Source organism: Paraburkholderia sp. EG287B (assembly GCF_040965595.1).
In the GTDB taxonomy this organism is placed as follows: domain Bacteria; phylum Pseudomonadota; class Gammaproteobacteria; order Burkholderiales; family Burkholderiaceae; genus Paraburkholderia.
On sequence record NZ_JBFRCG010000016.1, the window covers coordinates 167360 to 182277 of the forward strand.

Consider the following 14918-nt stretch of genomic DNA (forward strand, 5'->3'; position numbering starts at 1 on the left):
ACGCGTCCGGCGTGACACGTGCACGGCGCGAGAGCGGACGCACCGCTCTCGCGCCGCGTGTCACCGGAACTGGCTACGCGGCCTCGCGCATTGTCTTCGCTTGAGAAGAATCTTTTTTCGGTGGCGCCCCGAACATTCGCGTGTATTCGCGGCTGAACTGCGAGGCGCTCTCGTATCCCACCTCGAATGCGGCGGCCTGTACGCTCATCGACTGCGAAAGCAGCAGTCTGCGCGCTTCCAGCAGCCGCAACTGCTTCTGGTACTGAAGGGGCGGCAGCCCTGTCAGCGCCTTGAACTGCCGGTGGAACGCCGAGGCACTCAGTTGGGCGACTGCCGCCAGGTCTTCCACCCGTACGGGTTCCGCAAACCGCGCACGCAATTTTTCCACCGCCCGCAGCAGGCTGTGAGAAGGGCTTTCGGTCGACGCCAGCCTCGCGATTTCCGAACCATTCGGACCGCTTAGCAACCAGTAGCAGATTTCGCGCATCAGCATGGGATACAGCATGCCGATGGCGTTCGGCGTGTCCAGCAGGCGCACGGCGCGCAGCGCGCAATCGGCAAGGGGGCCGTCGAAGTTCGCGACGAACACGCCGCGGCTTGCGTCCGCCGCCGGCACGGGTGCAGGCGACATCTCCTTTGCTACCGCACGCAATATGGCCAGGTCCAGCTCGAGAACCAGAACCAGGCAAGGTTGGTCCGGGCTCGCCTCGAACACGCGGCCCCGCGACGGCGTTTCCACGCCCACCACGAGCGCTTGACCGGCCCGGTACTCCAGTTGCGCCCCGCCAAAACTGGCCCATTTGGCGCCCTGGGCGACGATGCACAAAGCCGGGCTCGCCGAGCGAAAGGTGGGCGGCGCGGGGTGGTCGGAACGCAGGACGAGCATTCCGTCGACAGCGGTGCTGTATGGGCTCGTGCCCGGCTGCGTTTGCGTGTAGCGCAGCATGGCGGCGGCCAGTTCGTTCGTCATGGCGGCTCGATCAGGGTCGCGCGAAGGAAGGTGCGCGCCGACCCATCTTAGTCAGCGAAGCAGGATTAGGCAAGAATCCGGCAGGTTCGGGTATTCACTCGCCGGTGGCGTCAGGCGCAGAATCGACGCTACCCAACACAGCGCGAGGTGCCAAATGGCAACGCACAACGGCAGTCAGTCGGGCCCGAAAATCGCGGTCGTCACCGGAGGCAGCCGCGGCATCGGCCGCGACACGGTGCTGCGGCTGGCAAGCCGCGGCGTCCACTCGGTTTTCACTTACAACACCAATCACGCCGAGGCAGAGAAGGTCTGTGCCGAGGTCGCGCAAGCGGGCGGCCGGGCGATCGCCCTGCAGTTGAACATCGCGGATTCAGGCACGTTCGACGGCTTCGTCGCGCGCCTGCGAGAAGCGCTTGGGAAGCTCAATGCAACGGGCTTCGATTATCTGGTGAACAACGCCGGCATCTCTTCGACCGCCACGCTCGCAGCCGGCACCGAAGCGGAACTCGACGCGCAATTCGCGGTGCATTTCAAGGGGCCGTTTCTGCTGACGCAAAAGCTGCTGCCGCTCATTCATGACGGCGGCCGGATCGTGAACATTTCCTCGGGCCTTGCACGCTTCGCGTATCCGGGTCGCGCGATTTATGGCCCGATGAAGGCGGCCGTGGAAGCGCTTACGCGCTACATGGCACTCGAACTCGCGCCGCGCCGGATCGCGGTCAACGTCGTGGCGCCGGGCGCCATTGCGACCGACTTCAGCGGCGGCATCGTGCGTGACAATCCGGAGGTCAACAAGGCGGTAGCGGAACATACCGCGCTGGGCCGCGTGGGATTACCGACTGACGTGGGGCCGGTGATTGCGGGTCTACTGTCGGATGACTTCGGCTGGGTGAACGCGCAGCGCATCGAGGTGGCCGGCGGCATTCATATCTGATTGCGCGGTTGATTTCGCGCGTTAGGGCGTGACACTTTTGCCGGAGGCGTCGGCTTCGATCCCCCAGTCGCCCTGTTCGAGCCAGTCGTCGCCGAGCAGCTCGGCCGGATGCTGCGTGCGGCTCTGGCCGTTGCCGCATCGCATGTCGTTGGCCGGGCAGTAGTGGTCGCAGCCCCAGCACAGGCGCTCGGGGTGCAGCGGGTGAATCGGAAACTTCTTTGCCATGATGTCGCCCCTGTGCGGTCTCGGGCAGAACGCAATATTGAGATTGTGTTCTTTCCGCGGCACGGTGGCAGATGGCAGAGTGTCGCGCCCAGGAAGCGCGGTGAAGGGGGAAAGGTCGCGGCGCTCTGCCTGTGTGTTATTGCCACAGGGTCATGCTATGGTCGTACGGCGTCCGGCCGATCCGGTCGCCGCGCCCGGAAGCGCTGAACACAACGACCCGCGTGCTTCTCCATGACCCGTTCGAGTCCTTTCCCGTCAAAGCGGCGCCGTGCGTGGCCGCTGATGCTGTTGTGTGCCGTCGTCATCATTCTGGCCGCCATGGTGCTGGCGGGCTGGCTGACGTTGCGCGGCAGCTTGCCGCAGTTGGACGGCACGCGTGCCGCGCCGCTCTCCGCAGCGGTGACGATCGGGCGCGACGCGCTCGGCGTGCCGACGGTGCAGGGCGGCACGCGTGGCGACGTTGCGTATGCGAGCGGCTTCCTTCACGCGCAGGACCGCTTCTTCCAGATGGACTTGCTGCGCCGGGTCGCCGCCGGCGAGATGGCGGCGCTCATCGGCCCGGCGGCGCTGCCGCTGGACCGCCGCGACCGGCCCTTGCGCTTTCGCGAACACGCGCAGGCGGCGCTCGCCGCACTCTCCGCCGACCAGCGGGAGCTGATCGAGCGCTATACGGCGGGCGTCAACGACGGCCTGCGCTCGCTTCGCGCGCGGCCGTTCGAATACTGGCTGTTGCGCGCGCAACCGGCGCCGTGGCGTCCCGAAGACACCGTGCTCGCCGTCTACGCGATGTACTTCGATCTGCAGTATGACCAGGTGAGGCGCGTGCTCTCGCGCGCGGCGTTGCGCGAGCGCGTGCCGGCCGATCTGCTTGCGTTCCTGCTGCCTGAGACGAGCCACTGGGACGCCCCACTCGACGGGCTGCGCGCGTTGGCGCAGCCGCCGGCGGCACTGCCCGCCGCGCCGCCGTCATGGCTCCCGTCAACGCAGTCCGCCGTCGATGCCGAACCGGAGGCCACCGCGCTGCTCGCCGGCCTGCCTGGTTTTGTGAACGCTTTTGCGGGCGCCGGGAGCGCGGTCGATTCGATGGTCGGCAGCAACGGTTTCGCGGTCGACGGCGCGCACAGCGCACACGGCGGCGCGCTGCTCGCAAGCGACATGCACCTCGGCCTGTCGCTGCCGAACATCTGGTACCGGATCTCGCTCGTCTATCCCGCGCCGGGGGGCGGCGAGCGGCGCATCACGGGCGTCAGCTTGCCGGGTACGCCGTTCGTCGTGGCCGGCAGCAACGGCCATATCGCGTGGGGCTTCACGAACAGCTATGGGCGCTTCGTCGATCTGGTCGAACTTCAACGTGATCCGGCCGACCCACTGCGCTACCGTGTCCCGAACGGTGGATGGGCGCGTGCGCAGGTGATCCACGAGCGGCTCGACGTGAACGGCGGCGCGAGCGTCGATCTGCCGGTCGTGCAAACGCGCTGGGGGCCGCAGATCGTGGCCGGCGAGCGCGCGTATGCATTGCATTGGGTCGCGCAGGATCCGCAGGCGACCAACATGAACTTCATGCGGCTCGAAGGCATCACGAACGTTGCCGACGCGTTGCGCGCCGCGCAGACTTTCGGCCTGCCGACGCAGAACTTCATGGTGGCCGACGCGCAAGGCCATATCGGCTGGACGCTTGCCGGCCCGCTGCCGCGCTTCGCGGATGCCGATGCGGACGCTGAAGTGGACGCTCAGGCGGCAGCGCTCGCGAGCTTGCCATTCCCCTCCGGAACGTACGCCGGCTGGCAAGGGTATCGGACGCCCGATGCGTATCCAGTGCGCATCGATCCGCCGGCCGGCCGCATCTGGACCGCGAACAACCGCACTTTGCCGATGGAAGATGTGGCGCGAATCGGCGACGCCGGCACCGATCTCGGCGCGCGCGCCACGCAGATTCGCAACGACCTGCTCGCGCTGCCGCGCGCGAGCGAGCGCGACATGCTCGCGGTACAGACCGACGACCACGCGTTCTGGATCGCGTACTGGCGACGCGTGGCGCTAGACGCGCTCGATGCGCGCGCGCTCGATGGCCATCCCCAACGCGCCGAGTTCCAGCGCCTCGTTCAGGCGTGGGATGGCCGCGCCGATGTCAATGCAGTCGGCTACCGGCTGGTACGCGCGTTCTACGACTCGCTCTACGAAGCATGGTTCGGTGTACTGGACAAGCAGATGGCTGCAATTGCGCCGGACCTCAGCTATCGCGCGGCGAACTCGCGTTACGAAGCGACGATGGAGACGCTGGCCGACCATCGCGCGTGGATACCGGGCGGCTTCGCGGACTGGCGCGCGTTCATGCTGGACCGCATCGATCATGCGATCGCCCGGTTGCCCAAGGGCACCACGCTCGAAGCGGCGCGCTGGGGCGAGCGCAACCACTCGGTCATTGCGCATCCGTTCGCGCGCATGGTGCCGGCGTGGGTGCCGTGGGTTCGCGGCTGGCTCAGCGCGCCGCACGACCTGCTGCCGGGTGACATCAACATGCCGCGCGTGCAGACGCCGGCGTTCGGCGCCTCCGAGCGTTTCGCGGTGTCGCCGGGGCGCGAGCAGGACGGCATCTTCGAGATGCCGGGCGGGCAGTCGGGCAATCCCATGTCGCCGTATTTCCTCGCGGGGCACGAAACGTGGGTGCATGGCGACGCGGCGCCGTTCCTGCCGGGCACAGCGGTGCATACGCTGAAGCTCGTGCCGGCCGGCGCGCAGCAGGCCGCAAACTGAGGGTGCTCGGGTTGGCGCGCGCGGCCGGTTAGCAGAACTCCGCCGACACCGCTAGAAGCGCTGGCTGATTCTCCCTATATCCGTTGCACGCCTACCCCTGGTGGGGGGGAATGCGTCAAGCTTGGCGCGCTCGCGTCGAGGCTTTCTCTTGCCGTGAGCCACATAAAACGGAAACGGATAAGGGGACAGCCATGAAGTGGCTCGATCGCATGACGGTGTTCAAAAAGCTGCTGACAGCATTCGCCGTTGTGATCGTATTTGCGGTGGCCATCGGTGTGGCTGGCGTTGCGTCGCTGGCATCGATGCATGACATCGCCGATGAAATCTGCAACCGCCACATGAGCGGCCAGTTCTGGCTGGAGGAAGCGGCCCGCAGCAAGCTGAGCACCGACCTGGACGCCGCAAATCTGGGCTTCGCCGACGAAGCGGGACGCCATCGTCTGAAGGAAGACATCGTCGCGCAACTCAAACGCATGCACGAATCGCTGGATCGCTATGCCGCTGCAGGCGTCTCGGCCAGCGACCGCGCGCTTTACGACGACGTGCTCGGGAAAACCTCGGCATGGGAGGCGATCGTGCATCAGCAGATCGGTTCAGCGCCCGTGCCCGCAGGCGTGGACAATGCCGAACTCGTACGCCGTGCCATTGCGGCGAGCGTTGCGTCAGGCGGCAGCGTGGCCGCGCTGATCGATTCGCTGCAACGCGAGGCGAAGAGCGCGCAGACCCAAGCCACGGCGCAATTCCAGCACATGCGCACCCTCATCATGGCGATTCTGCTTGGGGCGGTCGCGACCGGCGCGTTGCTGGCCTGGCTGATTTCGCAACGGCTTGCGCGCCAGCTGGGCTGCGAACCGGCTCGCGCCATGGAAATCGCAGGCCGTATCGCGGCCGGCGATCTTTCGGTATCCATAGCAACGCGTCGCGGCGATACGGGCAGCCTGCTGTACGCGCTGGGCGAGATGCGTACGCAACTCACTGGCATCGTCGCCAACATTCACGACTCGAGCGGTTCCATCCTGCTCGCCGCACGCGAGATCTCGCAAGGCAACACGGACCTCTCGCAGCGCACCGAAGAGCAGGCGGCGTCGCTCGGCGAGACCGCAACGAGCATGGAGCAACTGACCTCGACCGTGCGGCAGAATGCCGAGAACGCGCGACAGGTGGGCGGGCTCGCCCGTGGTGCGTCCGAAGTCGCGGCGCGCGGCAGCGAACTGGTGAGCGACGTGGCGAGGACGATGGGCGAGGTCGCGCAGGACGCGAAGCGCATGACCGACATCATCGCGACCATCGAGAAGATCGCCTTCCAGACCAACATCCTTGCGCTCAACGCCGCCGTCGAGTCGGCGCGCGCCGGCGAGCAGGGGCGTGGCTTCGCAGTCGTGGCGGGCGAGGTGCGCGCGCTCGCGCAGCGCAGCGCGGCTTCGGCGCGGGAGATCAAGGAGCTGATCGAAGCCTCGACGGCGGGCGTTGCCAATGGCGCCACGCTGGCGCAGCGCGCGGGCTCGACGATGGTCGAGGTGACGGCGGCCGTGCAGCGCGTCACGGACATCATGGGCGAGATCGTCGCCGCCTCGGGCGAGCAGAGCACCGGCATCGAGCAGGTCAATCGCGCGGTCGCGCAAATGGACCAGGTCACGCAGCAAAACGCGGCCTTGGTCGAGCAGGCGGCTGCCGCGGCAAGCTCGATGGCCGATCAGGCGGCGCAGTTGCAGCAGGCGGTGTCGGTTTTCAGGTTCGCTGGCGCTTGACGTTAAAGCCGATGCCGTAGCGATGGCTGCGGCATCAGGGCGTCATCGGGAGAGACCGCGTGCGTCGATCGGCCAGATCGCTTCCACGCGCTCGCCCCGGAAGCAGACGTACTGATCATAGAGATTCACGGTCGGGTCGCAGTGCCCCGGTGTCACGAGAACGCGCTGCCCCAGGAGTTCGGTCGTATCGGTTTCCGGCGCACCGACTGTCTCCAGCTTGCCGTGCTCGTCATTGGCCGCGATGTAGGCGAGCGGCGGACCTTCGGACCCCGCCCACGTCACAGTTCGCGGCAGTCCGGCATCGACGGCCAGCCCCTTGAGGCCAACATCGCATACCACCATGCCGGGGCGGGTTGCGCTCATGATCGCGGATAGCACGAACAGGCTGTTGCGCGGCCGTATGGCGCCATGCCACGCAATGCCGCCATACTCGCCGTCCATGATCGCGTAGGAGCCCGGCTGCACTTCGGTGTAAACGCCGCTGGCAGCGTCGAATTCAAACGTGCCGGTGCCGCCGCCGGTCACGCGCGCGCATCGCACGCCGCGCGCCTCGAGTGCGCGGACGAAGGTTGCGGCGCGCTCGGCGGCGCGGCTGGCCGTGTCCTTTCTTGCCGCCCAGTCGGCAATGTGCTGCGCACCGCCGTGGTAGGCCTGCAAACCCGCGAAGCGCAGGCCCGGATGCGCGGCGAGGGCATCGACCAGTTTGAACAGGGCGTCATGGGTTGTCACCCCGCAACGGTTCTGACCGACATCGATCTCCGGCAACACGTCGATCGTGACGCTCGCGGACGCCGCGGCTTCGCCAAGCGCGCGCACTTGTGGCAGTGCGTCCACGCAAACGCTCAGACGGACGTGCGAGGCGAGTTCGGTGGCCATCAAGAGCTTGTCCCTGCCGACAAACTCATTGGTGACGTGGATGTCACGCACGCCGGCAGCGGCAAACGGATACGCTTCGCTCAGCTTCTGGCAACAGATGCCCACCGCGCCGGCTTCGAGCTGCCGCAGGGCGATGGCGCTGCTCTTGTGAGCCTTGGCGTGAGGCCGCAAGGCAACACCGTGGCCGGCGACGAACGCCGCCGTGTCGCGCAGGTTCGCTTCGAATGCGTCGAGATCGATCAGGAGCGAAGGGGTGCCGACCAAGGCAAGCGGGTCGCCGACGAGGGCGGGGGCAGGAGGGGTGAGAGTCATCGAGGCTCCGTTCAGGACGCGCAACAAGGTTGCGCCAGTATTGCACACGGCGTGGCCGGCCTCAGCGGCTCGCCGTGTTTTTATCAACTGAGATTCGCCGGCATGCTGTTCGCCTCGCGCGGCGCACGCTGCTTGCCCAGCCATTTCGCGAGATCGGCGGCGGACATCGCTTTCGAGTAGTACCAGCCCTGGCCATACTGCACGCCCTTGCTGCGCAGCCACGTCACCTGTGCGCCCGTCTCCACACCCTCGGCGACGATTGCCAGACCCAACTCATGCGCCATCGAAATGATGTGCGGCGCGACCACGCTCGAAGCGGTATCCTGGACAATCGTATCGACGAACGACTTGTCGATCTTCAGCACATCGATCTCGAAGGACTGCAGATACGCCAGGCTCGAGTAGCCGGTCCCAAAGTCGTCGATATAGATGGGATGGCCCGCGGCCCGGAACGCTGCGATGACACCGCGCGTGGCTTCGGCGTTCATGAAGCTGCGCTCCGTCGCCTCGATGCGGATTTGCGCGGGCGCGATGCCGGTGCCTTCGAGCGAGGCGGTCAGCAGGTTCAGGAAGCGCAAACTTTGCAGATCCTCGGCGCCCACGTTGATCGAGACATATAAAGCCGGGTTCGCCGTGAGCAGTTTCCCAAGCTGCGCGATGGTCTTTTCGAGCACGAGATCGGTCAGGGGCTGAATGAGATGATTGTCTTCGGCCACGCGCACGAAGACCTCGGGCGAGATGGCGCGGCCGTTCAGTGTCCACCGCACCAGCGCTTCGACGCCTGCACACTGGTTGTCCTCGAGCCGCACGATGGGCTGGAAAACCACCTCGATCTTGCGCCGGGTGATGGCCCATTGCAGCGTCGAAGGGAACGAGAGCTGCCGCGAAACGCGTTTGTAGGCGAGCCAGCCGAGCGCGGCGCCCGAGAACACGCCGATGGTCAGCCACGCGGCGAGCAGCTTGGGCCAGTCGCCCGCCACGCTGCTGCGCGGCGACTTCACCACGACGCCGAGCGGGCGTGTCGCCGAGCGGGCGACAGCGTAATTCCAGTCATCGCTGTTCACGTTGCCGTTGCGTTTCCACGCGTCGAGCATGTCGTCCGGATCCGCGCCGGCCGAGACTGCGAGGAGCCTGCCTGTCGTAATCTGGATCACGGCGATCGGGCGCCTCGCCGGATCGATGAGATCGACATAGGAGCCCGGGTCGATGGAGACGTAGTGGCCATTGCGGCCAATCTGGATGTCCTTGCGGACATCGCTTAGCGGGCTCTTCTGCTCGAACCACACCAGGTAGCCGTCGTTGCTGCGATAGTCGGGCGGCGGGAGCGTGAGATCCTTGCCGCGCGCGTCGCCAAGCAGCGGAGAGCAGAGATAGTGCCCCTCGGCGTAGGCGCCGGCATCCTGAACATAGCGGTAGTTGTAGATGACGCGCGCGGCCCGTTCGAGGCTGGACGGCGAACAGGGTGTGCCCGCTTCCCGGTCCAGGTCGGAAAGCGCGGCGAAGGCCTGGTACGTCACGAGGTCCGTGCGCATGACCGCCTTGTCGGCGAACTCCCTGAGCTCGGCGCGATCGCGCCGCTGGACGTCCATGTCCGCGACGTAAAGACTCGTGAAAACGGGGACGAGGGTAGCGAGGCACCCGAGTGCGACCGAAGCCGAAATCAGCGTGATGCGCTTGATCATTTCGCACCCCGGAGGATGGAACGTTAGGCAACGAACCACAGACTGGACGCACAGGTGGGGCGCCTCAGAGGCCCGGGAGCCCGAATATCAGAGCAAAGCATACTCTTTGGCGCTTCGTTTTCAACGGGCATGCGCGTTGGCAGCGCTTGCTCGCGCGCCGCCACGGCTGCCTTGCCGGTAGGACCATGGTCCGATTGTCCGCGGCCCGCGCGGCCGGCATGATCTGCACGTGTTGCTCGCCAGGTTCGTTGCTCAGGGGAGCGAGAATGGGGACTCTGTCCAGGTTCGTGAAGCAAGCGTGGCTTGCCGCCGTGGTGGCGCTCGTGGCCGGCTGCGCCCAGCCGTGGCAAAGCGTCGAGCCCGGCGCCGACCAGTCCGCGTTGATCGCGCGTCTTGGGCCGCCGCGCGAAACCTATAACCTGCCGGAAGGCGGCAAACGTCTCATGTGGCCGACCCAGCCAATGGGGTCGACGAACACCGTTGCCGACATCGACGCGAGCGGCAAGGTCGTGAGCGTGCGTCAGGTCATGCAGGCGAGCGAGTTCTATCGCGCGAAGGTCAACGAGTGGACACGTAACGACGTCCTGATCAATTTCGGCCGGCCCGCGGAAACGGCCTACTTTTCGCGCATGCAGCGGGAAGTCTGGTCCTATCGCTACATCGAGAACAACGTCGATTACATGATGTTTCATTTCTACTTCGATGATCAGGGCATCTTGCGGCTCACGCAGAAGACGCCCGATCCATTACGCGACCGGAACCTGAGGCGCGGGTTCTAGACCAGGTTCCGTTCAGAGGCTTGCGCCTCACGGAGGCGCGTATGCGTAACGCGCGGCATTCGACGACCCCGCACCGCCTCGCGCGTGCGTGGCTATTGGCTGCGCTGCTCGCGCCGCCGGGCGTCTTGCGGGCCATGGAGTTCAAGATCTACTACCAACCCGATCTAAAACTGAACATGGTGATCGGGAAGGGAAAGATTCAGAGTGGCGATGCCGAAAAGTTTCTGGCGGCCGCCAGACTCGCCGGCCGTGATCGCGAAGGACTCGTTCCCCTGGTCCTCGATAGCCCTGGCGGAAATGTCGAAGCAGCGTTTCGCGTGGTAGACGCCATGGACCGGGTCAGGGTCTATACGATCGTTGCGGATAACGCGAGGTGCGCGTCCGCATGCGCCTCGATCCTGTTTGCCTCTGGGGAGCGCAGAAGTGTCATGGGCACGGGACAGCTTGGCTTTCACAGTTGTTATCGGCGCGCCGGCAGCACCTATGCCGAGGACTCGCTCTGCAACGAAATCATCGCGGCGAACGCCATGCAACGGGGCGTGAGCCACGCCGGCATCAATCGCTTCGTCGAGCAATATGGCGCGTCGGACATGGCGTGGGTCGGGCGCAGTGTCGCGTGCACCTTGCTTCACGGGCTTTGCAGGCCGGGGCTGCTGGAAGCGCAGCCCGCAACGAAAGCGGCGCTGGCGCAAAGCTTCAATTGCAGCGAACTCATCTCTGCTCAGGCACAGCTGGTTTGCGGAGATTCGGAACTCGCCAGCATCGATAAGACCATGGCCGAACTCTTTAACCAGAAGCTGAAGGTATCGACCAACAAAGACCGGCTAAGGGCGGAGCAACGGGCATGGCTTCGAAACTCACGCAATGCGTGCGGCGACAAGGCGTGCCTGTTGAAAAGCTATCAGCTGCGCGTGGCAGAACTGAAGCGACGTGGTTAGTGGCAACTAGTGGCAATACAGGTCGTTTTCTGCATTGAACATGTCGAACGCGAGGCTGATCGCCTGATCTTTGCGCACGGTCGCCAGCCACCGGCTGCGTCGCCACGCCATCACCGTGTCGCCGACGAAGACGGTGCTTGCCGTGTCGCCCGCGCGCGTGGCGATGAACGCGGCCTGCGCAGCGATCGTTCCGCGTAGCGGGCGATAGTAGGACCAGTCCGCCTGCTTGAGCAGCGCCTCGATCACGAACTCGTCGTCGACCAGCGCGGCGCAATCGCCTGCCTGGAATGCCAGCAGGGCATCGAGCGGCCGGTCGAAACCGTGCACGCTCGCGTGGTATTCGCGCGCTGCGCGCTGTGCATAAGGGTTGCCTCGCGATGCGCAAATCGCGCGGCCGCGCAGGTCGCGCCATGTCCGCGCGTCGCCATGGCCCAGCACGAGCGCCATGCCACGGCCACTCGAATACGAAGCCGGTGCGAACGCAACCCGCGCGTCGGGCGAGAAGCCCAGGCCAGCGATGGCGGCATCGGCTTTGCCCGACTGCAGGGCGGCGCGCGCGGCGGCCGGCTCGGCCAGCAGGAATTGCACGGGCAGCCCCGCGCGGCGAGCAAGGTCCGAAGCGAGCGCCGCCGCGAACGGATCGGGCGCGCGCAGCGTGCGGTCGACTTTGCCGACGTAAAGCGTGGGCGCGGGGCGCGGCGGCACCGCCACGATCAGAACGCCGCGCGCTGCTGCAGCAGCGAAAGGCCGGTCGCTCTCGGGAAGGGCGCGTGGCAAGTCGTCGTTCAGCGCCCACGCGAGCACCGCGAGTAATGCAAGCGCTGCGAACGTGGCCGTTCGCGCGGTGGCCGGCCACGGCCAGCGCCGCGGAACTGGCGACACTTCGAGTCGAGCGTTCCTAGCCATTCTGCGCGAGCCCGACGCGCCAGCGCAGCAATTGCCGCTCGAGTATCGACAGGCTCTGATTGATCAGTAATCCAAAGATGGCGAGTAGTACGATGCCCGCGTACATGTCGGGAATCTGAAACGTCTCCTGCGAATTGAGCGTATAGAAGCCGAGCCCCGAACGCGCCCCGATCATTTCCGCCGCCACCAGCGCCGTAATGCTGTACGCGCCCGCCAGACGCACGCCCGTGAGGATCTGCGGCAGGGCAGCCGGCAGCACGACCTTCGTCGCGATGAAGCGCTGCGAGGCGCCCATCGAGCGCGCGCAGTCGATCAGCACGCGCTCGACCTGCTTCACGCCCGCGATGGTATTGAGCAGCACCGGCCAGAACGCGGCCCACACGACAATGGCGATCTTCGACGACTCGCCAATGCCGAGAAACAGCATGAACACCGGAAAGAGCGCGAAGGCCGACACCTGCCGCAGCAACTGAAAGACGGGATCGACGATGCGCTCGACGCGCCGGAACCATCCCAGCACGAAGCCGCAGACGATGCCGCCCGCCACGGCGAGCAGCAGGCCGCTAACGGAGCGCACGGCGCTCGCACCGATATGGGTCCACGCGTCGCCGTTTTCGAAGAGCCGCGCGATGGCGAGGGCGACCTGTGAAGGCGGGCTCAGGTAAGCCGCGTTGACCACGCCGAGCCGGGGCAGCAACTCCCACAACAGCAGGAAGGCGACGAGCGCGATGGAGCGCTCCACGCCTACGTAAAGGTGCGCGAAAGAGGAAGCGGCACGCACGCGCCGCAGGCTGCGCGAGGATTCGCGGACCGCGCCTGGGTTGGACATCGAGTCAGACATCGAATCGGACATGATCGGCTCCCGTCAATGCATGGGTTTGCGGCTGTGCGTCGAGCCGCGTGTCGAGTTCCGTGCTGAGGCTCGCCCACGCGCGCTGCCGCAGCACGACGAACGCCGGCGAGTGACGCAGCGCGGCGTCGCGCGGGCGCGGCAGATCGACGTCGATGATCTCTTTCACGCGGCCGGGGCTACGCCCGAGAACGGCGATGCGATCGGAGAGAAAGATCGCCTCGTCGATGCTGTGCGTGACGAACACGACGGTCGTGGCGCTTTGCTCCCAGATTGCGAGCAGTTCCTGCTGAAGCAATTCGCGCGTCTGCGCGTCGAGCGCGCCGAACGGCTCGTCCATCAGCAGAATCTCGGGCCCATAAGCGAGCGCGCGCGCGATGGCCACGCGCTGGCGCATTCCGCCGGAAAGCTGATGCGGATAGTGATCCGCGAACTCCAGCAGGCCCACGAGGCGCAAAAAGCGCTCGGCCTCGCTGCGCCGCGCGGCGCGCTTCATGCCGCGAATTTCGAGTCCCGCTTCCACGTTCTTGCGCACCGTGCGCCACGGAAAGAGCGCGTAGCCCTGAAACACGAAGCCGAGCTTTTGCCGCACGGCGCTCACAGGGGCGCCGTCCACGCGGATATCGCCCGAGGTTGGCGGCGTGAGGCCGGCGAGCACGTTGAGGAAAGTCGACTTGCCGCAGCCGCTCGGGCCCAGAAGCGCCATGAATTCGCCCTCGCGCACGGCGAGATCGAAGCGCTTGAGGACCGTATGGTGCGTGTCCGTTTGGACGTTGCCATAGGTGAGCGAGAGATCGCGTGCGACGATCTTCTCGCGTAGTGCAGCTTCCGTGTTCACGAGCGTGTTCCGTTCGGCAAGGTCGCGGCGCTGGCCTGGGCCTCGTGCTTCGCGAACTCATTGAAGTCGTTCGTGTAGACATCCTTGACGTTGACCTTGCCTTTCGGAATCTTGCCGGCCTGCTCGAGGATATCGATGTAGTACTGGATGGGCGGCTCCGTGACCACGAGGTCCTTCACGTAGGCATAGCGCTCCACGAGCCGAACGTCGATGCCGAGTCGCTCGGCCGTCAGCTTGCGCGCTTCGTCGGGATGCGCATTGACCCAGTTGCCCGCCTTCGCGATGGCCGTGACGAAGTCGCGCACCGCCTGCGGGTGGGCGCGGGCGAACGCGCCGTTCACGCTATAGGGCGCCATGCCGCCAAGGCCGTGATCTTCGTCCCAGTCGCTCCATAGCTTGCGCAATTGCGGATCGGCTTCGGCCGAGCCGGAAAAGGGCGGATGAATGATCGCGACGTCCACGTTCTTCGTGACGAGCGCCTGCTCGGACTGGTTGTCGGGCACGACGAGCCAGTTCACCTTCGAGACATCCACGCCGTGCTGCGCCAGATACTTTTTGGTGACGAACTCCGCGCACGCGCCGAAGCTGTTGAACGCCACGGTTTTGCCCTCGAAGTCCTTCGGCCCGAGAATGCCCGAATCCTTGCGCACGAAATACTTCATGTGCGGCGCGTCGGGCAGCGTTTCGCCGCCTGCGGAAACGACCTTGATATCGGCGCCGCTGGCAATCGCGGAGATGACGAGCGGCACCATGCGCGTGCCGAAATCGATATCGCCGGTACCCACGAGCGGAATGATCTGCGGCGCCGAAATCTTGCCGACATATCTGGGCCGCGTGCTCGTGTTGTCGAAATAGCCGAGCTTGTCGGCGAGATAGACCAGGTCGAACGCGGGATTGTCGGGGTACTTGAAGTAGGTGATTGCCTGCTGCGCCGACGCGTGTTGGGTCGTGACAGACGCGTCTTGCGCCTGCTCCCCATGCGGTTTGCAACCACTTTGGAGCATCAGGGCCGCAGCGGCGCACGCGGCAAGCAGAACGGTTCCGGCGGAGCGCCGACGGAATTTCGGGGGGGACGCCTTCATGAGCGGAGACTCGGCAACGAGCAG

General features: G+C 65.9%; 13 protein-coding genes. 5 read left to right on the forward strand and 8 right to left on the reverse strand.

Annotated features, from left to right (window positions below):
* Positions 1–73 precede the first annotated feature (73 nt).
* Positions 74–946, reverse strand: a complete 873-nt coding sequence (locus AB4Y40_RS28715; RefSeq protein WP_368690725.1) for an AraC family transcriptional regulator — start codon at positions 944–946, stop codon at positions 74–76.
* 178 nt (positions 947–1124) lie between these two features.
* Between AB4Y40_RS28715 and AB4Y40_RS28720 the strand changes: the two genes are divergently transcribed.
* A complete protein-coding gene (locus tag AB4Y40_RS28720; RefSeq protein ID WP_368690726.1) occupies positions 1125–1904 on the forward strand; it encodes an SDR family NAD(P)-dependent oxidoreductase in 780 nt (259 codons plus the stop codon).
* A 21-nt stretch (positions 1905–1925) separates the two neighbouring features.
* On the opposite strand, the gene AB4Y40_RS28725 is transcribed toward AB4Y40_RS28720, so the two are convergent.
* Complete coding sequence (locus AB4Y40_RS28725; protein WP_368690727.1) at positions 1926–2129, reverse strand: DUF3079 domain-containing protein; 204 nt, start codon at positions 2127–2129, stop codon at positions 1926–1928.
* A 231-nt stretch (positions 2130–2360) separates the two neighbouring features.
* On the opposite strand from AB4Y40_RS28725, the gene AB4Y40_RS28730 reads away from it, so the two are divergent.
* Together AB4Y40_RS28730 and AB4Y40_RS28735 are read left to right on the forward strand one after the other, a co-directional pair.
* Entirely contained in the window at positions 2361–4883 is a 2523-nt protein-coding gene (locus AB4Y40_RS28730; RefSeq protein WP_368690728.1) for a penicillin acylase family protein, read from the forward strand.
* Positions 4884–5074: 191 nt separating this feature from the next.
* On the forward strand, positions 5075–6631 hold the full coding sequence (locus AB4Y40_RS28735) for a methyl-accepting chemotaxis protein (RefSeq protein ID WP_368690729.1): 1557 nt from the start codon (positions 5075–5077) through the stop codon (positions 6629–6631).
* Positions 6632–6673: 42 nt separating this feature from the next.
* On the opposite strand, the gene AB4Y40_RS28740 is transcribed toward AB4Y40_RS28735, so the two are convergent.
* Both AB4Y40_RS28740 and AB4Y40_RS28745 read right to left on the reverse strand, forming a co-directional pair.
* Positions 6674–7819: a DSD1 family PLP-dependent enzyme gene (locus AB4Y40_RS28740; protein ID WP_368690730.1), complete on the reverse strand. Its 1146-nt coding sequence runs from the start codon at positions 7817–7819 to the stop codon at positions 6674–6676.
* A gap of 83 nt (positions 7820–7902) precedes the next feature.
* Complete coding sequence (locus AB4Y40_RS28745; protein WP_368690731.1) at positions 7903–9501, reverse strand: EAL domain-containing protein; 1599 nt, start codon at positions 9499–9501, stop codon at positions 7903–7905.
* Positions 9502–9767: 266 nt separating this feature from the next.
* On the opposite strand from AB4Y40_RS28745, the gene AB4Y40_RS28750 reads away from it, so the two are divergent.
* The gene (locus AB4Y40_RS28750; protein ID WP_368690732.1) at positions 9768–10280 is read left to right on the forward strand and encodes a hypothetical protein; all 513 of its coding nucleotides are present in this window, start codon (positions 9768–9770) and stop codon (positions 10278–10280) included.
* A 41-nt stretch (positions 10281–10321) separates the two neighbouring features.
* Positions 10322–11218, forward strand: a complete 897-nt coding sequence (locus AB4Y40_RS28755) for a lysozyme inhibitor LprI family protein (protein ID WP_368690733.1) — start codon at positions 10322–10324, stop codon at positions 11216–11218.
* 6 nt (positions 11219–11224) lie between these two features.
* On the opposite strand, the gene AB4Y40_RS28760 is transcribed toward AB4Y40_RS28755, so the two are convergent.
* From AB4Y40_RS28760 to AB4Y40_RS28775, 4 genes are read right to left on the reverse strand one after another with little or no spacing between them, the layout of a single operon-like run.
* Positions 11225–12100: a transporter substrate-binding domain-containing protein gene (locus AB4Y40_RS28760; RefSeq protein WP_368690734.1), complete on the reverse strand. Its 876-nt coding sequence runs from the start codon at positions 12098–12100 to the stop codon at positions 11225–11227.
* Positions 12101–12116: 16 nt separating this feature from the next.
* Entirely contained in the window at positions 12117–12977 is an 861-nt protein-coding gene (locus AB4Y40_RS28765) for an ABC transporter permease (protein ID WP_368690735.1), read from the reverse strand.
* Entirely contained in the window at positions 12958–13812 is an 855-nt protein-coding gene (locus tag AB4Y40_RS28770) for an ABC transporter ATP-binding protein (RefSeq protein ID WP_368690736.1), read from the reverse strand. Before AB4Y40_RS28770 ends, AB4Y40_RS28765 begins: the two co-directional genes overlap by 20 nt.
* Positions 13809–14816, reverse strand: coding sequence for an ABC transporter substrate-binding protein (locus AB4Y40_RS28775; RefSeq protein WP_368690737.1), 1008 nt, complete (start codon positions 14814–14816; stop codon positions 13809–13811). The genes AB4Y40_RS28770 and AB4Y40_RS28775 overlap by 4 nt, the downstream gene beginning before the upstream one ends.
* Between the last annotated feature and the right edge of the window lie 102 nt (positions 14817–14918).

Coding starts and splice junctions, on each gene's coding strand:
- AB4Y40_RS28720 (WP_368690726.1), top strand. CDS start 1,125: ATGGCAACGCACAACGGCAGTCAGTCGGGCCCGAAAATCGCGGTCGTC.
- AB4Y40_RS28735 (WP_368690729.1), top strand. CDS start 5,075: ATGAAGTGGCTCGATCGCATGACGGTGTTCAAAAAGCTGCTGACAGCA.
- AB4Y40_RS28715 (WP_368690725.1), bottom strand. CDS start 946: ATGCTGCGCTACACGCAAACGCAGCCGGGCACGAGCCCATACAGCACC.
- AB4Y40_RS28740 (WP_368690730.1), bottom strand. CDS start 7,819: ATGACTCTCACCCCTCCTGCCCCCGCCCTCGTCGGCGACCCGCTTGCC.
- AB4Y40_RS28730 (WP_368690728.1), top strand. CDS start 2,361: ATGACCCGTTCGAGTCCTTTCCCGTCAAAGCGGCGCCGTGCGTGGCCG.
- AB4Y40_RS28745 (WP_368690731.1), bottom strand. CDS start 9,501: ATGATCAAGCGCATCACGCTGATTTCGGCTTCGGTCGCACTCGGGTGC.
- AB4Y40_RS28755 (WP_368690733.1), top strand. CDS start 10,322: ATGCGTAACGCGCGGCATTCGACGACCCCGCACCGCCTCGCGCGTGCG.
- AB4Y40_RS28765 (WP_368690735.1), bottom strand. CDS start 12,977: ATGTCCGATTCGATGTCTGACTCGATGTCCAACCCAGGCGCGGTCCGC.
- AB4Y40_RS28725 (WP_368690727.1), bottom strand. CDS start 2,129: ATGGCAAAGAAGTTTCCGATTCACCCGCTGCACCCCGAGCGCCTGTGC.
- AB4Y40_RS28775 (WP_368690737.1), bottom strand. CDS start 14,816: ATGCTCCAAAGTGGTTGCAAACCGCATGGGGAGCAGGCGCAAGACGCG.
- AB4Y40_RS28750 (WP_368690732.1), top strand. CDS start 9,768: ATGGGGACTCTGTCCAGGTTCGTGAAGCAAGCGTGGCTTGCCGCCGTG.